Here is a 19,052-nt window from a genome sequence, read left to right as displayed (position 1 = left end):
GGCGCGGATGAATATCAAAAGCCAGGTATCCGGTAGTGCCGACAGCGGCGCCTACACCGACCTCAACCGTCTGAGTGCCCTCAAGCACGGCGATCGCGACAGCGAAGCCAATGTGCGCAAGGTGGCCCAGGAATTCGAGTCGCTGTTCATCAGCGAAATGCTCAAGGCCTCGCGCAAGGCCAGTGACGTGCTGGCCGACGACAACCCGATGAACACCGAAACGGTCAAGCAGTACCGCGACATGTACGACCAGCAGTTGGCCGTGAGCATGTCCCGCGAAGGTGGCGGCATCGGCTTGCAGGACGTGCTGGTGCGCCAGCTGACCAAGGGCCGCAGTGCGTCGATCAATACCAGCCCGTTCCCGCGCGTCGATAGCGGTGGCCCGGCATTGTGGGGCAACAAGGTGGCGGAGCCAGCGCATGCCATGGCCTCGTCCGCTACGCGCAACGACGTTGCTGCACTCAACGCGCGGCGCCTGGCCCTGCCAAGCAAACTCACCGACCGCCTGTTGGCCGGTATCGTGCCGTCGGCGGAAACTGCCAATAACGCCGCCGTGCCTGCCCGTGACGGTCAGGCAGTAGCCAAGGCCTTCGCCGTGCCGGACAACGGCCTGCGCATTGTCGGCCGTGCCGTGGCCCAGCCACCGCTGGCGCCGAACAAGGCTTTCACCGACAGCGACGCCTTCGTCGCCACCATGCTGCCAATGGCCGAGCAGGCCGCCCGGCGCATTGGTGTCGACCCACGCTACCTGGTGGCCCAGGCCGCGCTGGAAACCGGTTGGGGCAAGTCGGTGATGCGCAACAGCGACGGCAGCAGCAGCCACAACCTGTTCGGCATCAAAGCCACCGGCAACTGGCAAGGCGAGCAGGCGCGGGCGATCACCAGCGAATTCCGCGATGGCCAGTTCGTCAAGGAAACCGCGGCGTTCCGCAGCTACGACTCCTACCAGGACAGCTTCCACGATCTCGTTACCTTGCTGCAGAGCAATGCTCGCTATCAAGGTGCGCTGGATGCGGCCGATAACCCTGAGCAGTTTGCAAGAGAGCTGCAAAAAGCAGGTTATGCGACCGACCCGGGCTATGCGAAGAAAATCATCAGCATCGCCCAGCAAATGCAGTCAACCCCGCAATACGCCATGGCTGGCAGAACCACGAACTTATAAAAGGACTAAATCATGTCGAGCCTGATTTCCATCGGCCTGAGTGGCCTGAGTGCCAGCCAGGCGGCCTTGTCGGTAACCAGTAACAACATCGCCAACGCCGCGACCAGTGGCTACTCGCGCCAGCAGACGGTTCAGGCGGCGGGGCCTTCGCACAACATAGGCGCAGGGTTCCTGGGTACCGGCACCACGCTGGCGGATGTGCGTCGCATCTACAGCTCCTACCTGGACAACCAGTTGCAGACGGCCACCTCGTTGCAGGCAGACTCGGTGACGTTCCAGGATCAGATCACCAGCGTCGACAAACTGCTGGCCGACCGTGACACCGGCATCAGCTCGGTCCTTACCGCCTTCTTCTCGGCGCTGCAGACTGCAGCGGCGAAACCGGGTGACGTTGCCTCGCGTCAGTTGCTGCTGACCCAGGCGCAAACCCTGAGCAACCGTTTTAACGCGGTGAGCACCCAGCTGACCCAGCAGAACGCCACGATCAACTCCCAGCTCGACACCATGGCCGGCCAGGTGAACAAGCTCACCGCCAACATTGCCGAGTACAACAAGCAGATCACCGCGGCCAGCGCCTCCGGCAACAGCCCCAACAGCCTGCTGGATGCGCGCAGCGAAGCCGTGCGCCAGCTCAACGAGCTGGTAGGGGTGACGGTGCAGGAGCGTGATGGCAACTACGACGTGTACCTGGGCAGTGGCCAATCGCTGGTCACCGGAACCAAGGCCAACACCTTGTCGGTGGAGCCGGGTGTGGCCGACAAGAGCCAGGTTGCCCTGCGCATCAACTATGACTCGTTCAGCTCAGACGTGACCTCGGTGGTGTCCGGTGGCGCCATTGGCGGCCTGTTGCGTTATCGCCAGGACGTGCTGACGCCGTCGATGAACGAGCTTGGTCGCGTTGCCCTGGTCGTCGCCGACAGCATCAATAGCCAGCTGGGGCAGGGCCTGGATGCCAACGGCCAGTTCGGCAGCTCGCTGTTCTCCAGCATCAACAGCGCCACCGCCATTGCCCAGCGCAGCCTGGCCTCGTCGAACAACAGTGCAGGCTCCGGCAATCTGGATGTCACCATCGCCAACAGCGGTGCGTTGACCACCTACGACTACGAGGTGAAGTTCACCAGCGCCAACCAGTACAGTGTGCGTCGCTCGGACGGCACCGACATGGGCAGCTTCGACCTGAATACCGACCCGGCACCGGTGATCGATGGATTCAGCCTGGCGTTGAAAGGCGGCGGCCTGGCGGCCGGCGACAGCTTCAAGGTCATCCCCACCCGTGCAGCTGCCGGGAGCATTACCACGACCTTGACCGATGCCAACAAGCTGGCCTTCGCCGGGCCGATCAGTGCTGCGGCAGGCAGTGGCAACAGCGGTACCGGCACCATCACCCAACCTACGCTGGGCGAATCGCTGGATATCTATGGCGGTGCCGATACCGCGCTGATCCAGCAGTCGATTCGCGATTCGATGCCGGTGCGCGTGGTGTTCGACGCTGCCAGCGGTGGCTCCCAGGGCTACAAGCTGTTCGACGCCAAGGGTACCCAGATTGGTACCGGCAGCGTGGTGCCTGGGCAGGACAACAAGTTGTCCATCGCCGTGCCGATGCTGGATGCGGCCGGCGACCCGATTCTGGATGGTAGCGGTAACCCGCGTACCTTTGCCGTCGAGACCACAATCGGTGGCAGCCCTGCGGCCAATGACAGCTTTACCCTGTCGTTCAATGCCGACGGCAAGGCGGACAACCGCAATGCCAACGCGCTGCTGGACCTGCAGACCAAGTCGACCGTGGGCACCAATTCCGGCACCGGTACCAGCTTCACCTCGGCCTACGCCTCGCTGGTCGAGCGGGTAGGGGCCAAGGCCAGCCAGGCCACCATTGACACCACGGCGACCCAGGCAGTGCTCAAGTCTGCGACCGAGAGCCGCAGCGCGGTGTCGGGCGTCAACCTCGATGACGAAGCGGCCAGCCTGGTGAAGTTCCAGCACTACTACACAGCGTCGTCGCAGATCATCAAGGCGGCGCAAGAAACCTTCTCCACCCTGATCAACGCCCTGTAAGGAGTAGCGGACCGTGCGTATTTCAACTGCTCAGTTCTATGAGACCAGCGCCACTAGCTACTCCCAGAACTACTCCAACTTGGCCAAGATTACCGAACAGGTCACCTCCAAATCGCGCATCCAGTCGGCCGGTGACGACCCGGTCGGCGCTGCGCGCTTGCTGGTGCTGCAGCAACAGAGCGCCTTGTTGGAGCAGTACAGCGGAAACATGACCACGGTCAAGAACGCCCTGCTGCAGGAAGAGAGCGTGCTATCGACCATCAACGATGCCCTGCAGCGTGCCAGCGAGCTGGCGATCCAGGCGGGTAACGGGGGCCTGAGCGATGCCGACCGTACCTCGATCGCCAGCGAGATCAAGGAAATCGAAGCCAACGTGTTCGGTCTGCTGAACTCGCGCGATGCCAACGGCGACTACATGTTTGGCGGCTCCAAGTCGTCGACCCCGCCCTATGTGCGCAACGCCGACGGCACCTACAGCTACCAGGGCGACCAGACCCAGCTGAGCCTGCAGGTGTCCGACACCTTGCGCCTGGCGACCAACGACACCGGCTACAGCATTTTCGACCAGGCCACCAACAACAGCCGCACCCAGTCGAGCCTGGTAGCACCGTCGCCGGATGACGGTAAGGTATTACTGTCTGGCGGCCTGTTGACCTCGGCCACCACCTACGGCAATCAGTTTGCCGCTGGTCAGCCGTATTCTGTCACCTTCACCAGTGCCACCGAGTACAGCGTGAGGGATGCCGCCGGCAATGACATCACCAATGAAACCGCCGGCAAGGGCAAGTTCGACGTCAATACCGAAGGCGGCAAGATGATCTCGCTGCGCGGTGTCGACTTCGAGATCAACCTGAACCTGGCGGAAGGTGACGATGCTGACGCCGTCGTTGCCGGCCATGTGTTCACCCTCGAAGCCAAGCCCGATACCCTTACGGCGACGCGTAGCGCGGGTAACCCGTCGACGGCGCAGGTGACCGGCACCAGCGTCACCGACCCGGAAGCTTACCGTAGCACCTTCCCAAGCAACGGCGCGGTGATCCGCTTCACCAGCGACACCGAGTATTCGTTGTATGCGCAGCCGTACAGTGCCGAAAGCAAGCCGATTGGCTCGGGTACAGTAGGGGCGGGCAACGCAGTGACGGTGGCAGGCGTTACCTACCAGTTCGACAGCGCGCCGAAGCAAGGCGACCAGTTCTCGGTCAATGCCAATACCCATCGCACGCAGAACGTACTGGATACCCTGGGCCAGCTACGCAGCGCTCTGGAAAAGCCACTGGACACACCCGAGGCGCAGGCTGCACTGAAAACCGCCACCGACTCGGCGATTTCCAACCTGGCCAGTGCCCGGGATCGTATCGACATTACCCGTGGTTCGATCGGTGCGCGGGGCAACTCGCTGGATATTCAGGCGCAGGAAAACGAAAGCCTGGGGCTGGCCAACCAAAGCACACAAAGTGCCATTGGCGATACTGACATGGCCTCGGCCACCATTCAGCTGACCCTGCAGCAGGCCATGCTTGAGGCTTCGCAGTCGGCGTTTGCGCGCATTTCTCAGCTAAGCCTGTTCGACAAGATCTAATCTGCCTGCCTGATCCTGGGGCTGCTGCGCAGCCCTATCGCGACACAAGGCCGCTCCCACAGGTCCTCCTCTCTCCTGAGGGCGGCGTATTTGGACTGCTCCCAAGGGTTGGATTGGTGTCCAGCTTCTTGGGGGCAGTCCAGGTCGTCCTTTCTCCTGAAGGTTGCGTATTCGTGGGAGCGGCCTTGCGTCGCGAAGCGGCCCCATCGATATCTGCTGCGAAGCTGATCATTCGGGGTCCAGTGCCCGCCCGGTCATTCCGCAAATTCCCCAGTCCCCACACCCTCGCCACGGCTTTCGTAGCATTTCAATGTGACCAATGAGTCAAAACGCTCATCTTCCCTGTATTCTATGCAGCAGCTGTTGCAGCATTTTGTTACCGGTGCGCAGGCGAGCCCTGGCTACAACCCCTGGCGGTGGTCGCTCCGGTATTTGGCGCCCTCAATTCATCGAGTGGTGGTCTTTGGCTGTTTTCATTGGGAAGCCAGAATGATTGGCATCAAAAGCATTGCGAGTTACGTGCCCACCGCTGGCCTGGACAACTACGTTCAGGGTGCGAAGTTCGGCAAGGACGAAGAGTTCATGTTCGGCAAGATCGGTGCGTCGTTCTTGCCGCGCAAGGCCGAAGAGCAAGAAACCTCCGACTTGTGCGTAGAGGCCGCCCAGGCACTGTTCGCCAGCAACCCCGACCTTGATCCGCAATCGATCGATGCGTTGATCGTGGTCACCCAGAACGGCGACGAAGAAGGCCTGCCGCACACCGCAGCCATCGTCCAGAGCAAACTTGGCCTGTCTACCCGCGTGGCGGCGTTCGACGTGTCACTGGGCTGCTCCGGCTATGTGTATGGCCTGTATGCGATCAAAGGCTTCATGGAAGCGGCAGGCCTGAAGAATGGCCTGCTGATCACCGCCGACCCGTATTCGAAGATCGTCGACCCGGAAGACCGTAACACCACCATGCTGTTCGGCGACGCCGCCACGGCCACCTGGATGGGTGAAAACGCGGTATGGAACCTGGGCCAGGCGCGTTTCGGCACTGACGGTTCCGGGGCTGAGCACCTGAAAGTCAGCGACGGCAAGTTCTTCATGAACGGCCGCCAGGTATTCAACTTCGCCCTGATCAAGGTGCCAGCGCACCTGCACGAGCTGCTGGATGCCAGCGGCCTGAAGTCGTCGGATATCGACGCCTTCTGCATCCACCAGGGCAGTGCGGCGATTGTCGACGCCGTGGCGCGACGCTTTGAAGAGCAACACCCGGAGAAGTTCGTCAAGGACATGCTGGAAACCGGCAATACGGTGTCCTCCAGTGTTCCGCTGCTGCTGCAGAAGCACATGCTCGATGGCAGCTGGAAGCGCGTGGCGATCAGTGGCTTTGGCGTGGGCCTGTCGTGGGGCTCGGCCATCCTGTACCGCGACTGATCCCAGTCAGCCCCTAAAAGCGCCCGGCGGCCACCGCCCGGCGCTTTTTTTCTGCCGAAAATAAATGTATGCCTGACGCAGTCCATTGTAGGAGCGGGTTCACCCGCGAAGAAGGCAACTCGGTCTATGGCACCGGCTTCGCCGGTCTACAGACGGGATGAGGCATTCAGCCCATTCTGAACAGTTTTTGACGCCAATAAACCGCCCTTAACCCCTTGATTTCTCAGGGCTGGCCCCATGCCAGTATTTTTTTTTTGAAAAAACCCTCAAGCAACCCGCACACCCGACGATAACCATTACGAAGGTTCTCTAGGCCACACCCGGCTGTCGCCAGGGCCGGAAGCCGCAGTATCCATACAACGAGGAATTCGTCATGGCTTTGACCGTTAACACTAACATCACCTCCTTGGGCGTTCAGAAGAACCTGAACCGTGCTTCCGACGCGCTGGGCACCTCCATGTCCCGCCTGTCCTCTGGCCTGAAAATCAACAGCGCCAAAGACGACGCCGCTGGCCTGCAGATCGCCAACCGTCTGACCAGCCAGGTCAAAGGCCTGGCCGTCGGCGTGAAAAACGCCAACGACGGTATCTCCATCGCCCAGACCGCTGAAGGCGCGATGCAGGAATCCACCAACATCTTGCAGCGTATGCGCGAACTGGCCCTGCAATCCGCCAACGGCTCGAACAGCGATGACGACCGTGCTTCCCTGCAGCAAGAATTCACTGCCCTGACCGGCGAACTGAACCGTATCGCCAGCACCACCACCTTTGGTGGCCGTAACCTCCTGGACGGCTCGTTCGGCAGCACTTCGTTCCAGGTTGGCGCCAACGCTAACGAAACCATCTCGTTCGGCATGAGCAACCTGAGCGCTACCGGTCTGAAAGGTACCTACAGCGAGGCCAACGTTGCTGGTGTCGCTACCCAGATGAAGGCTTCGGTTACTGGTTCGCTGAACTACCAAGTTGGTGGTGCATACACCACTACTACCGCTGATCAGACGCTGACTCTGAATGGTACTGATATCGCGCTGGCCAACGGCACTGATATCGACGGTGCTGTTGCAGCAATCAATGCCAAGACTTCGGATACCGGCGTAACTGCAGTCAAAGACTCCAATGGCGATTTGCAACTGACTTCGAAGAAGGCATTCACTGCTTCTGCTTCGGCGGCAGGCGTGATTGCTGGTATCTCGGGTACCGAAGTTACCGCAGCGAAAAATGCCAAGCTGAATAACGATGCTGAAATCAGCATCAACGGTGTATCGATTGCCTTGGCTGCTCAGGATCCGCTCGGTGGCGCTACGAGCGTTGTTTCGAAAATCAACGCACAAACCGCAAACACCGGTGTTTCTGCCAGCCTGACCAGTGATGGTCGTCTGCAGCTGGACTCGGTTGATGGAACTGGTAAAGCTACTGGCAAGGCTATCACTCTGGCCGATGGGGCAGGTACTGACGGTCCAGGTACCCTCGCAGCTCTGGGTCTGTCGGGCGGCACCACCGAAACTAAGCTGACCGCCAACACCTCATTGAACATCAACGGCGTTGAAGTCAAGTTCAACCAAGGCTCCACCATGGACGAAATCATTTCGTCGATCAACAGCGCCAGCACCGGTGTCACTGCTTCCAAAGTGACCACAGCCGGTGCCGACAAGATCTCCCTGTTCTCTGACAAGGACATCAAGATCTCTGAAGGCAGCGCCGGTACCGGCCTGACCATGCTGGGTCTGACTGCGGGCTCCACCACAGCAGCCGCTCAGAATACCACCATGTCCGACCTGAGCATCCTGACTGCTGACTCGTCGCAGCAGGCTGTACAGGCACTGGACTCGGCCATTCAGCAGGTAGACAGCCAGCGCGCCCAGCTGGGTGCGGTGCAAAACCGTTTCAACAGCACCGTTTCTAACCTGCAAAGCATCTCGGAAAACTCCACTGCGGCCCGCAGCCGTGTGCAGGACGCCGACTTCGCTTCGGAAACCGCCGAGCTGACCAAGCAGCAAACCCTGCAACAGGCTTCCACTGCGATCCTGTCTCAGGCCAACCAGCTGCCGTCGTCGGTACTGAAACTGCTGGGCTAATTTCAAAAGCTGAGTAGTTTGACGAAGGGTACGGCGACGTACCCTTTCGTCTTTCCAAGAAAAGAGGTGTAAGAAATGGATATGAGCGTGAAACTGGGCCTGTCCTATCCCGCCTCCGCTGCGCCCGACACGTCGACGAGCAAGCGGCAAGCAAGCGAACAGGCAGCTGACGAGCCTGTCGCCAAAGAATCTAAGCCTGTAGCGCGAAAAGAGCTGGAAACCGCTGTAAATGCGATCCAGGACTTCGTAAAGGCTTCAGAGCGACAACTTGACTTTTCGATCGATGAAGCCTCCGGTCTGGTGGTGGTCAAAGTCATAGCCCGTCAAAGTGGCGAAGTCATCCGCCAGCTGCCTTCGGAAGTGGCGCTGAAACTGGCGGAAAACCTCAAGGATGCCGGCAGCCTGTTGTTCGACACCCAGGCCTGAGTTGGCACGGCTTTTGTTGTAAAGCCGCACGGACGCGTTTTCGTCGAATGTTCGACGGTCACCGAAAAGGAAAGTTAAAGATGGCGAGTGCAACCATTACCGGCCTGGGTTCTGGCCTTAAGATCGATGAAATCGTCGCGGCCCTCACGGCTGCCGAAAAAGCACCTAAGCAGGCGCAGATCAATACCCAGACTCAGAAGGCGACTACGTCCTTGTCGGCCATTGGCACTGTCAAAAGTGCACTCGACACTTATCGGTCCGCGATTGCCAAGCTCAATACCGCTACAAGCTTCAACGGCCTGAGCGCGACGTCTTCTGACAAGGCGGTGGCCAATATCACCATCGCCGATGGTGTGTCGACAGGAACGTACTCGTTAGAAGTGACCCAGTTGGCTACCGCTTCTAAGATTTCCACCAAGGTATACAGTGGCGCATCTGCGGTGATCAACAGTAGCGGCCAGGCGCAGACCCTGACTATCGGTCAGGGCGATACCACCTATAGCGTCAACATTGCGGACGGGGCAACGTTGCAGCAGACGCGGGATAGTATCAATAGCCAGTTGCAGTCCAAGGGTGTCACTGCCAACATCGTGACCGATGCCAGTGGTTCGCGTCTGGTGTTTTCTTCGACCAAGATGGGGGCGGGTACCGAACTGACATTGGGTGGTGGCTCTGACTTGGCAGTCGATACCAAGACCATTGCCGTTCCACAGAATGCCAAGTACAAGCTCGATGGTCTTGAGCTTGAATCAGCCTCCAACTCGGTGACTGATGCAGTAAGTGGTGTGAATATCGAGCTGGTCAAAGAGGGTAAGGTTTCGCTCTCGGTCAGCAATAACACCGATACCCTCAAGACCTCCGTGCAGTCGTTCATCACTGCCTACAATGCGCTGATGACGTCTATCAACAGCGTAACAAAGGTAACGGCGGGCGCTGATGGCAGTAGCACCACCGGCGCCGCACTGACTGGGGATGCCACGATGCGTTCGATGGTCAACTCGATCCGCAGCGAGCTGACACGTTCGGTGGGTGAGGGCGGTTTGAAGACCTTGTCTCAACTGGGTATAAATACAGTCCAGAAAACCGGGCTGCTGGAGCTGAATGAGACTAAATGGAACGACGCGGTAAAAACCCATGCCGCCGATATCAGTGACCTGTTCACTGGCAAAGAAGGCTTGTTGACCCGTATGACCTCGGCGACTGAGGGCTATGCCAAGACGGGGGGCATCCTTGCCTCGCGGCAGACCAGCCTGACTGCGCAGCTTAAGGAGCTCGAGTCCTCCCAGGAGGCACTCGATCGCCGCATCGAATCGCTGACCGAAACCTTGACCAAAAAGTACAATGCTATGGATACGCTAGTTGCCCAGCTCAAAGCCAGTAGTGACAGCGTGATGGCTACACTCAACGCACTGAACAAGTCCAATAGCGACGATTGATCACCCTAAAGAAAGCCGGGGCAGTGCCGATTACCTAGGTATGCTGCCACTGTTGCACCAAGTTCACTGAGGATTTCCCATGCACCCGATGAGAGCCCTTCGCCAGTACCAGAAGGTCAATTCCCATGCCCAAATTTCCGAGGCAACCCCTCATCGTTTGGTGCAAATGCTGATGGAGGGCGGGCTTGACCGCATGGCTCAGGCAAAGGGTGCAATCAGTCGTGGAGACGTTGCTCAAAAGGGTATCTTGCTGGGTAAGGCTATCGACATTATTGGTGGCTTGCGTGAAGGGTTGGACCGGGAAAAGGCGGAAAACCCCGAAGAACTGGATCGCCTGGATGAGTTATATGCCTACATGACCACACGCCTGATGCAGGCCAACTTGCACAGTGATCCGGCTATTATCGACGAAGTCGCGCAATTGATGATCACTGTCAAAAGCGGCTGGGATGCCATCGCCTCCGCCGAGCAATAACACCCTAAGGAGCCCCCCCATGAGCGCGCTGCATCAAATCGAAGACACTCGCCTTGCCCTGAGCGAGGCCCTGCAAGTGCGCGACTGGGCGGCCATTGGTGAGTTGGACTTGGCCTGTCGTGCGCTGATGGATGAATTACTGCAAGAGAATCAGGATGATGAGGCCGCAATCCGGGCCAATCTGGAAGCGTTGATGGCGGTTTATCGCCAGCTGATCGACGTTGCAAGTGACGAGCGTCAATCCTTGGTCGCACAAATGTCGAATATCAACCAAGCGAAACACGCCACAAAGGTATACCATCTGTTCAGCTGAAGCTGGGCAGAGAGCAACGCTTCGGCGCCATAAATTTGACTGCCTTTAAGTTTTTGACTTTACTAGTGGCTGTTTTCGAATTTCAGACGTCCGAACACTGACCATTCAGTCGGAATGATGTCGAGCACGCCCCTGCAGGGCGCCGATATGACTAGGGAAGTTGCTATTGCATGTGGCGTGAAACCAAGATTCTGCTGATCGATGACGACAGCGCGCGCCGCCGCGACCTTGCGGTGGTGCTGAACTTCCTCGGCGAAGAAAACCTCGCGTGTGCCAGCCATGACTGGCAGCAGGCGGTCGAGCCATTGTCCTCGAGCCGCGAAGTGCTGTGCGTGCTCATCGGCACCGTGAATGCTCCGGGCAATCTGCTTGGGTTGCTTAAGACAGTGGCTACCTGGGATGAGTTCCTTCCGGTTCTGCTTTTAGGTGAAATTTCTTCCGCCGAGCTGCCGGAAGACCTTCGCCGCCGGGTGCTGTCCAACCTGGAAATGCCGCCAAGCTACAGCCAGCTGCTGGATTCGCTGCACCGTGCCCAGGTCTACCGCGAAATGTACGACCAGGCGCGCGAGCGCGGTCGCCAGCGCGAGCCCAATCTGTTCCGCAGCCTGGTGGGCACCAGTCGTGCCATTCAGCACGTGCGGCAGATGATGCAGCAAGTGGCGGACACCGACGCCAGCGTGCTGATCCTGGGTGAGTCGGGCACCGGCAAGGAAGTGGTGGCGCGTAACCTGCACTATCATTCCAAGCGCCGCGAAGCGCCGTTCGTGCCGGTCAACTGTGGCGCGATCCCGGCCGAGCTGCTGGAGAGCGAACTGTTCGGCCACGAGAAGGGCGCCTTTACCGGGGCCATCACCAGCCGTGCCGGGCGTTTCGAGTTGGCCAACGGCGGTACCCTGTTCCTCGATGAAATCGGCGACATGCCGTTGCCGATGCAGGTCAAGCTGCTGCGTGTGCTGCAGGAGCGTACCTTCGAGCGCGTGGGCAGCAACAAGACCCAGAGCATCGACGTGCGCATCATCGCTGCGACGCACAAGAACCTCGAAACCATGATCGAGGACGGCACCTTCCGCGAAGACCTGTACTACCGCCTGAACGTGTTCCCTATCGAAATGGCGCCGCTGCGTGAGCGGGTGGAAGACATCCCGTTGCTGATGAACGAGCTGATTTCGCGCATGGAGCACGAGAAGCGCGGTTCCATTCGCTTCAATTCCGCCTCGATCATGTCGCTGTGTCGTCACGGCTGGCCGGGCAACGTGCGCGAGCTGGCCAACCTGGTCGAGCGCATGGCGATCATGCACCCGTACGGGGTCATTGGCGTGTCGGAACTGCCGAAGAAATTCCGCTATGTCGATGACGAAGACGAGCAGATGGTCGACAGCCTGCGCAGCGACCTGGAAGAGCGCGTGGCGATCAATGGCCACACACCAAACTTCAGCAACCACGCCATGCTGCCGCCCGAAGGCCTGGACCTCAAGGACTACCTGGGTAGCCTGGAGCAGGGCCTGATCCAGCAGGCGCTGGACGATGCCAACGGTATCGTTGCGCGCGCGGCTGAACGTTTGCGTATTCGCCGTACAACCCTGGTCGAGAAAATGCGCAAGTACGGCATGAGCCGCCAGGGCGGTGAGGACCAGGCGGAGGATTGATGTTTGGGCTGGGTGTTCGCCTTGGGGGTTGCGTTTGGGCGGGGTGTTCGCCTTGAGGTTTTTGTTTGGGCGGAGATCGAGCGCCGCCCGCGCGGCGCATCGCGAGCAAGCTCGCTCCTACATTTGTTTCGGGCCAATTATGCCTGTGGGATTTGCGCGCGAACGCCTGGTGCATGGCTCGATATTGCGCAGTACAAACAAGGCGGTCGCGCGCGCCTGTACAGGATGGACTGGCCCGAAACAAACGTAGGAGCGAGCTTGCTCGCGATGCGCCGCGCGGGCGGCGCTCGATCTCCGCGGCACAACAAAACTCACGGCGAACCCTTCTCGGTCTTAACGCAATCCTACGTCAAACCCAAACCCCCATCTCCGGCACGGCTATTGCTACACCGCTGGCAACACACCGTTTTTATGACGGTCAGCCACGCGAGAGAGCACGATGCCCCAGGCCGCCCACGTATCCCGAGCCCCCGATCAGCAGGGGCAAACCCCGGTCGCGCAGGACAGCGGCCAGGGTATCGCGCAAGCCTTTGCCCTGTTCAATCAGGTGTCCAGCCAGCTGAGCCAGTCCTACAGCCTGCTTGAAGCCCGGGTCAGTGAGCTCAAAGGTGAGCTGGCCGTGGTCAGCGCCCAGCGCATCGACGAACTGAGTGAAAAGGAACGCCTGGCCAACCGCCTGCAGAACCTGCTGGACTTGCTACCCGGCGGGGTTATCGTGATCGACGGCCAAGGCCTGGTGCGCGAAGCCAACCCGGCCGCCTGCGAGTTGCTCGGTGAGCCTCTGATCGGCCAATTGTGGCGCCAGGTGATCGCCCGTAGTTTTGCCCCGCGCAAGGACGACGGCCACGAAGTCTCGCTGCGCGACGGTCGCCGCCTGTCGATCGCCACCCGCTCGCTGGATGCCGAACCTGGCCAATTGGTGCTGCTCAACGACCTGACTGAAACCCGTCGCCTCCAGGACCAGCTGGCTCGCCACGAGCGCTTGTCGTCGTTGGGGCGCATGGTTGCCTCGCTGGCCCACCAGATCCGCACGCCGCTGTCCGCAGCCATGCTGTATGCCAGCCACCTGGCCGATAGCGAGCAAGCGCTGAGCGCGGAAACCCGCCTGCGTTTCGCCGCAACCTTGAAGGAGCGCCTGCACGAGCTGGAACACCAGGTGCGCGACATGCTGGTGTTTGCCCGTGGCGAGTTGCCGCTGGGGGATCGGGTGACCCCGAAAGCGCTGTTCCAGGCCCTGCAACAGGCGGCCCAGGCGCATGTGCAGGGGCACGCCGTGCGCTGGCAGTGCGACAGTCATCTGGGTGAGCTGCTGTGCAACCGCGACACCCTGGTCGGCGCCTTGCTCAACCTGATTGAAAATGCCCTGCAGGCCAGCGATGGCCCGGCGCGGCTGAAGGTGCACCTGTACCGCCGCGAACGTAGCTTGCACCTGTGCGTCAGCGATGCCGGCAGTGGCATCGATGCAGGCTTGCTCGGTCGTTTGGGCGAACCGTTCCTTACCACCAAGGCCACCGGTACCGGCCTGGGCCTGGCCGTGGTCAAGGCGGTGGTGCGTGCGCATCAGGGCACGATCAACCTGCGCTCGAAAGTCGGCCGTGGTACCTGCGTGCGGGTAGAGCTGCCGTTGATCGACGGGCAATTGGCGGAGGGGGTGTAATGGCAATCAAGGTGCTGCTGGTCGAGGATGACCGCGTATTGCGCCAGGCGCTGGGCGATACCCTGGAAATCGGCGGTTTCGCCTATCAGGCAGTGGGCAGTGCCGAAGAAGCGCTGGAGGCCGTACTCGAAGACGCGTTCAGCCTGGTGGTCAGTGACGTCAACATGCCCGGTATGGACGGGCACCAGTTGCTGAGCCAGTTGCGCCGCCAGCAGCCACAGTTGCCGGTGCTGTTGATGACGGCGCATGCCGCCGTCGAGCGTGCGGTCGAGGCCATGCGCCAAGGCGCCGCCGACTACCTGGTCAAACCGTTCGAGCCCAAGGCGCTGCTCAACCTCGTGGAGCGGCATGCCGCCGGGCGTGTGACCGGCGAAGAAGGGCCGGTGGCCTGCGAGCCGGCCAGTCGCCAGTTGCTGGAGCTGGCGGCCCGTGTGGCGCGCAGTGACTCGACCGTACTGATTTCCGGCGAGTCCGGTACTGGCAAGGAAGTGCTGGCGCGCTACATTCACCAGCAGTCGCCGCGTGCGGCGCAGCCCTTCGTGGCGATCAACTGCGCGGCGATCCCCGACAACATGCTCGAGGCCACCCTGTTCGGCCACGAGAAGGGGGCCTTCACCGGTGCTATTGCGGCTCAGGCGGGCAAGTTCGAGCAGGCCGAAGGCGGCACCTTGCTGCTCGACGAAATCTCGGAAATGCCCATGGCCTTGCAGGCCAAGCTGCTGCGTGTGCTGCAGGAGCGCGAGGTGGAGCGGGTAGGCGGGCGCAAGCCGATCAGCCTGGACATTCGGGTGCTGGCCACCACCAACCGCGACCTAGCTGGCGAGGTGGCGGCCGGGCGCTTCCGCGAAGACCTGTACTACCGCCTGTCGGTGTTCCCGCTGGCCTGGCGCCCGCTGCGTGAGCGGCCGGGCGATATCCTGCAGTTGGCCGAGCGCCTGCTGGCGCGCCATGTGGCCAAGATGAAGCATGCCCCGGTGCGCCTCTCGCCAGCGGCTCGGGCCTGCCTGCAGGCATATGCCTGGCCGGGCAACGTGCGCGAACTGGACAACGCCCTGCAGCGGGCGTTGATTCTGCAGCAGGGTGGCGTGATCGAGGCGGCGGATTTTTGTCTGGCAGGCGCCATTCCATTGTCGGCTGGCACCGAGCCATCTCTCGAGGTGGTTGCTGATGCCGGCGGCCTGGGGGATGACATGCGTCGTCACGAGTACCAGATGATCATCGACACCCTGCGCGCCGAGCGCGGCCGCCGCAAAGAGGCGGCCGAACGCCTGGGGATCAGTCCGCGGACGTTGCGCTACAAGCTGGCGCAGATGCGCGATGCCGGGTTTGACGTCGAGGCCAGCCTGTTCGGCTGACTGGCAAATCATCTGCAACTGGCGCGGACCTCTGTGGGAACGGCCTTGTGTCGCGAATGGGCGCGAAGCGGCCCATGTCTTCAGCTCCGCCGCAAAGATCGCCGGGGCCGCTCTGCGGCCCTATCGCGACGCAAGGCCGCTCCCGCAGGAATTGTGTGATCTCTGGGAAATGAGTTGCGAAGGCTGGCACCTTTGTTGCTTTAGGTAGGTCATTCGCCGCATGACTGTCAAAAAAATGCGGCCGCAGGAGAGAGAAGGGTCATGAGCCAAGGTGTTGAATTCAATCGTCTGATGTTGGACATGCGGGCCATGCAGGCCGATGCCATGTCGCTGCCCAAGGTAACTGCCGCCCCCGAACTGGCGCCAGGGCAAAGCACCTTCGCCGACATGCTCGGCCAGGCCATCGGCAAGGTGCATGAGACGCAGCAAGCCTCGACCCAACTGGCCAACGCGTTCGAAATCGGCAAGAGCGGCGTCGACCTGACTGACGTGATGATCGCTTCGCAAAAGGCCAGCGTGTCGATGCAAGCCATGACCCAGGTACGCAACAAGCTGGTCCAGGCGTACCAGGACATCATGCAGATGCCGGTTTGAGGACGGATGTAACCCATGGCTGAAGCAGTCGTCGAAAACGCCCCCGCCAAAGCTGGCTCGCCAGCGGCCAAGCCGCCGCTGTTTGGCATGGCGTTTCTGGAAAACATCTCGCAGATGCCCATGCTGCGCCAGATCGGCCTCCTGGTCGGCCTGGCGGCCAGCGTGGCCATCGGCTTTGCCGTGGTGCTGTGGTCGCAACAACCCGATTACCGTCCGTTGTACGGCAGCCTGTCGGGCATGGACACCAAGCAGGTCATGGACACCCTGGCCGCTGCTGACATCCCCTATAACGTGGAGCCCAACTCGGGGGCCCTGCTGGTCAAGGCCGACGACCTTTCCCGTGCGCGCCTGAAACTGGCAGCCGCCGGCGTGGCGCCGAGCGACGGCAATGTCGGCTTCGAACTGCTCGACAAGGAGCAGGGCCTGGGCACCAGCCAGTTCATGGAAGCCACCCGCTACCGCCGCAGCCTGGAAGGCGAACTGGCACGTACCGTTTCCAGCCTCAACAACGTCAAGGCCGCGCGCGTGCACCTGGCCATCCCGAAAAGTTCGGTGTTCGTGCGTGATGAACGCAAGCCCAGCGCCTCGGTACTGGTCGAGCTGTACCCAGGCCGTGCACTGGAAGCCGGGCAGGTGATGGCCATCGTCAACCTGGTCGCCACCAGCGTGCCGGAACTGGACAAATCCCAGGTCACCGTCGTCGACCAGAAGGGCAACCTGCTGTCCGAGCAGATTCAGGATTCCGCGCTGACCCAGGCCGGCAAGCAGTTCGACTACAGCCGCCGGGTGGAAAGCATGCTCACCCAGCGTGTGCACAACATTCTGCAGCCGGTGTTGGGTAACGACCGCTACAAGGCCGAAGTGTCCGCCGACCTCGACTTCAGCGCGGTCGAGTCCACCTCCGAACAGTTCAACCCCGACCAGCCGGCGTTGCGCAGCGAGCAGTCGGTCGACGAACAACGTGCCAGCAGCCAAGGCCCGCAAGGCGTACCTGGCGCGCTGAGCAACCAGCCGCCAGGCGCCGCTTCGGCACCGCAGACCACTGGTGGCGCGGCTACCCCGGCTGCCGCCATTCAGCCTGGCCAACCGCTGGTGGATGCCAACGGCCAGCAGATCATGGACCCGGCCACCGGTCAGCCGATGCTCGCGCCGTACCCGTCAGACAAACGTCAGCAAAGCACCAAGAACTTCGAGCTGGACCGTTCCATCAGCCACACCCGCCAGCAGCAGGGGCGCATGGCCCGCCTGTCGGTAGCGGTGGTGGTGGACGACCAGGTCAAGATCGACCCGGCCACTGGCGATACCACGCGGGCGCCATGGGGTGCCGAGGACCTGGCGCGCTTTACCCGCCTGGTGCAGGACGCAGTTGGCTTCGATGCCAGCCGTGGCGACAGCGTGACGGTGATCAACGTGCCGTTCGCCGCCGACCGTGGCGAGGAAATCGCCGACATCGCCTTCTACCAGCAGCCGTGGTTCTGGGATATCGTCAAGCAGGTGCTGGGCGTGGTGTTCATCCTGGTGCTGGTGTTTGGCGTGCTGCGGCCAGTGCTGAACAACATTACCGGGGGCGGCAAGCAGGCTGCCCCGGACAGCGACATGGAGCTGGGCGGCATGATGGGTCTGGATGGCGAACTGGCCAACGACCGCGTCAGCCTGGGTGGCCCGACAAGCATTCTGCTGCCTAGCCCGAGCGAGGGTTACGAGGCACAGCTCAACGCAATCAAAGGCCTGGTGGCCGAAGACCCGGGCCGTGTGGCTCAGGTCGTGAAAGACTGGATCAACGCCGATGAGTGATAACCGAGCCGTTACCGCCAAGCTGAGCCGCGTCGACAAGGCGGCGATCCTCCTGCTCTCGCTGGGCGAGACCGATGCGGCCCAGGTGCTGCGGCACATGGGCCCGAAGGAAGTGCAGCGGGTGGGTGTGGCCATGGCGCAGATGGGCAATGTGCACCGTGACCAGGTCGAACAGGTGATGAGCGAGTTCGTCGACATCGTCGGCGACCAGACCAGCCTGGGCGTCGGTTCTGATGCGTACATCCGCAAGATGCTCAACCAGGCCCTGGGCGAGGACAAGGCCAACGGCCTGGTCGACCGCATCCTGCTCGGCGGCAATACCAGCGGCCTGGACAGCCTCAAGTGGATGGAGCCGCGTGCCGTGGCCGACGTGATCCGCTATGAGCACCCGCAGATCCAGGCCATCGTGGTCGCCTACCTCGACCCCGACCAGGCCGGTGAAGTGCTGAGCAACTTCGACCACAAGGTGCGCCTGGACATCGTCCTGCGCGTGTCATCGCTGAACACCGTGCAGCCGGCGGCGCTGAAGGAGCTGAACCAGATCCTCGAGAAGCAGTTCTCGGGCAACTCCAACGCCGCGCGCACCACCCTGGGTGGTATCAAACGTGCTGCCGACATCATGAACTTCCTCGACAGCTCGGTGGAAGGCGCACTGATGGACGCGATCCGTGAAATCGACAGCGACCTGTCGGAGCAGATCGAAGACCTGATGTTTGTCTTCAACAACCTGGCCGACGTCGACGACCGGGGCATCCAGGCGCTGTTGCGCGAAGTGTCCTCCGACGTGTTGGTGGTGTCGCTCAAGGGCGCTGACGAGCGGGTCAAGGACAAGATCTTCAAGAACATGTCCAAACGTGCTTCGGAGCTGCTGCGCGACGATCTGGAGGCCAAAGGGCCGGTACGGGTCAGCGATGTGGAAACCGCGCAGAAAGAAATCCTCACCATTGCCCGGCGTATGGCCGAGGCCGGCGAGATCGTCCTCGGCGGCAAGGGCGCCGAGGAAATGATCTAAGGTATTCGCGATCCCATAGCCGACGCCGCCTTTTGTAGGAGCGGGTTTACCCGCG

Annotated in this window: 15 protein-coding genes; all 15 read left to right on the top strand. The window is 61.2% G+C overall.

What is annotated here, in order from left to right; genetic code table 11:
• The first annotated feature begins 7 nt into the window (after window positions 1-7).
• The 15 genes from flgJ (at window position 8) to fliG (ending at window position 18,997) form a co-directional block, all read left to right on the top strand.
• Window positions 8-1,162, top strand: a complete 1,155-nt coding sequence (gene flgJ, locus ACF8FB_RS15890) for a flagellar assembly peptidoglycan hydrolase FlgJ (protein ID WP_010955099.1) — start codon at window positions 8-10, stop codon at window positions 1,160-1,162.
• 12 nt (window positions 1,163-1,174) lie between these two features.
• On the top strand, window positions 1,175-3,217 hold the full coding sequence (gene flgK / locus ACF8FB_RS15885; protein ID WP_392509985.1) for a flagellar hook-associated protein FlgK: 2,043 nt from the start codon (window positions 1,175-1,177) through the stop codon (window positions 3,215-3,217).
• A gap of 13 nt (window positions 3,218-3,230) precedes the next feature.
• A complete protein-coding gene (locus ACF8FB_RS15880) occupies window positions 3,231-4,796 on the top strand; it encodes a flagellar hook-associated protein 3 (RefSeq protein WP_392511548.1) in 1,566 nt (521 codons plus the stop codon).
• Between the two features lie 489 nt (window positions 4,797-5,285).
• Window positions 5,286-6,215 carry a ketoacyl-ACP synthase III gene (locus ACF8FB_RS15875; RefSeq protein WP_003254453.1) on the top strand — a complete coding sequence of 310 codons (930 nt, stop codon included), beginning with the start codon at window positions 5,286-5,288 and terminating at the stop codon, window positions 6,213-6,215.
• Between the two features lie 373 nt (window positions 6,216-6,588).
• The gene (locus tag ACF8FB_RS15870) at window positions 6,589-8,289 is read left to right on the top strand and encodes a flagellin (protein WP_392511547.1); all 1,701 of its coding nucleotides are present in this window, start codon (window positions 6,589-6,591) and stop codon (window positions 8,287-8,289) included.
• A 75-nt stretch (window positions 8,290-8,364) separates the two neighbouring features.
• On the top strand, window positions 8,365-8,715 hold the full coding sequence (locus ACF8FB_RS15865; protein WP_104886523.1) for a flagellar protein FlaG: 351 nt from the start codon (window positions 8,365-8,367) through the stop codon (window positions 8,713-8,715).
• Between the two features lie 80 nt (window positions 8,716-8,795).
• A complete protein-coding gene (gene fliD / locus ACF8FB_RS15860; RefSeq protein WP_392511546.1) occupies window positions 8,796-10,151 on the top strand; it encodes a flagellar filament capping protein FliD in 1,356 nt (451 codons plus the stop codon).
• A gap of 79 nt (window positions 10,152-10,230) precedes the next feature.
• Window positions 10,231-10,626, top strand: coding sequence for a flagellar export chaperone FliS (gene fliS / locus ACF8FB_RS15855; protein ID WP_104886521.1), 396 nt, complete (start codon window positions 10,231-10,233; stop codon window positions 10,624-10,626).
• A 19-nt stretch (window positions 10,627-10,645) separates the two neighbouring features.
• On the top strand, window positions 10,646-10,939 hold the full coding sequence (locus ACF8FB_RS15850) for a flagellar protein FliT (RefSeq protein WP_100774184.1): 294 nt from the start codon (window positions 10,646-10,648) through the stop codon (window positions 10,937-10,939).
• A 170-nt stretch (window positions 10,940-11,109) separates the two neighbouring features.
• Window positions 11,110-12,585 (top strand): transcriptional regulator FleQ, encoded by a 1,476-nt coding sequence (gene fleQ / locus ACF8FB_RS15845; protein WP_010955093.1) that lies wholly within the window; start codon window positions 11,110-11,112, stop codon window positions 12,583-12,585.
• Between the two features lie 439 nt (window positions 12,586-13,024).
• Window positions 13,025-14,242 carry a PAS domain-containing sensor histidine kinase gene (locus ACF8FB_RS15840; RefSeq protein WP_064491810.1) on the top strand — a complete coding sequence of 406 codons (1,218 nt, stop codon included), beginning with the start codon at window positions 13,025-13,027 and terminating at the stop codon, window positions 14,240-14,242.
• Window positions 14,242-15,597 (top strand): sigma-54 dependent transcriptional regulator, encoded by a 1,356-nt coding sequence (locus tag ACF8FB_RS15835; RefSeq protein ID WP_064491809.1) that lies wholly within the window; start codon window positions 14,242-14,244, stop codon window positions 15,595-15,597. The genes ACF8FB_RS15840 and ACF8FB_RS15835 overlap by 1 nt, the downstream gene beginning before the upstream one ends.
• Before the next feature lie 261 nt (window positions 15,598-15,858).
• On the top strand, window positions 15,859-16,191 hold the full coding sequence (gene fliE / locus ACF8FB_RS15830) for a flagellar hook-basal body complex protein FliE (RefSeq protein ID WP_003254438.1): 333 nt from the start codon (window positions 15,859-15,861) through the stop codon (window positions 16,189-16,191).
• 15 nt (window positions 16,192-16,206) lie between these two features.
• Complete coding sequence (gene fliF / locus ACF8FB_RS15825) at window positions 16,207-17,985, top strand: flagellar basal-body MS-ring/collar protein FliF (protein WP_010955090.1); 1,779 nt, start codon at window positions 16,207-16,209, stop codon at window positions 17,983-17,985.
• A complete protein-coding gene (fliG, locus tag ACF8FB_RS15820) occupies window positions 17,978-18,997 on the top strand; it encodes a flagellar motor switch protein FliG (protein WP_003254434.1) in 1,020 nt (339 codons plus the stop codon). Before fliF ends, fliG begins: the two co-directional genes overlap by 8 nt.
• Window positions 18,998-19,052: the final 55 nt, after the last annotated feature.

Origin of the sequence: Pseudomonas sp. yb_2, from assembly GCF_043103905.1 — a bacterium.
GTDB lineage: Bacteria > Pseudomonadota > Gammaproteobacteria > Pseudomonadales > Pseudomonadaceae > Aquipseudomonas > Aquipseudomonas alloputida.
The sequence above is the reverse complement of the archived record's forward strand: the minus strand, read 5'-3'. Positions and strand labels throughout refer to the sequence as shown.

Excerpts from the sequence above, each read along its gene's own strand:
- flgJ (WP_010955099.1), top strand. The coding sequence starts at position 8 with ATGAATATCAAAAGCCAGGTATCCGGTAGTGCCGACAGCGGCGCCTAC.
- flgK (WP_392509985.1), top strand. The coding sequence starts at position 1,175 with ATGTCGAGCCTGATTTCCATCGGCCTGAGTGGCCTGAGTGCCAGCCAG.
- ACF8FB_RS15875 (WP_003254453.1), top strand. The coding sequence starts at position 5,286 with ATGATTGGCATCAAAAGCATTGCGAGTTACGTGCCCACCGCTGGCCTG.
- ACF8FB_RS15870 (WP_392511547.1), top strand. The coding sequence starts at position 6,589 with ATGGCTTTGACCGTTAACACTAACATCACCTCCTTGGGCGTTCAGAAG.
- ACF8FB_RS15865 (WP_104886523.1), top strand. The coding sequence starts at position 8,365 with ATGGATATGAGCGTGAAACTGGGCCTGTCCTATCCCGCCTCCGCTGCG.
- fliD (WP_392511546.1), top strand. The coding sequence starts at position 8,796 with ATGGCGAGTGCAACCATTACCGGCCTGGGTTCTGGCCTTAAGATCGAT.
- fliS (WP_104886521.1), top strand. The coding sequence starts at position 10,231 with ATGCACCCGATGAGAGCCCTTCGCCAGTACCAGAAGGTCAATTCCCAT.
- ACF8FB_RS15850 (WP_100774184.1), top strand. The coding sequence starts at position 10,646 with ATGAGCGCGCTGCATCAAATCGAAGACACTCGCCTTGCCCTGAGCGAG.
- fleQ (WP_010955093.1), top strand. The coding sequence starts at position 11,110 with ATGTGGCGTGAAACCAAGATTCTGCTGATCGATGACGACAGCGCGCGC.
- ACF8FB_RS15840 (WP_064491810.1), top strand. The coding sequence starts at position 13,025 with ATGCCCCAGGCCGCCCACGTATCCCGAGCCCCCGATCAGCAGGGGCAA.
- ACF8FB_RS15835 (WP_064491809.1), top strand. The coding sequence starts at position 14,242 with ATGGCAATCAAGGTGCTGCTGGTCGAGGATGACCGCGTATTGCGCCAG.
- fliE (WP_003254438.1), top strand. The coding sequence starts at position 15,859 with ATGAGCCAAGGTGTTGAATTCAATCGTCTGATGTTGGACATGCGGGCC.
- fliF (WP_010955090.1), top strand. The coding sequence starts at position 16,207 with ATGGCTGAAGCAGTCGTCGAAAACGCCCCCGCCAAAGCTGGCTCGCCA.
- fliG (WP_003254434.1), top strand. The coding sequence starts at position 17,978 with ATGAGTGATAACCGAGCCGTTACCGCCAAGCTGAGCCGCGTCGACAAG.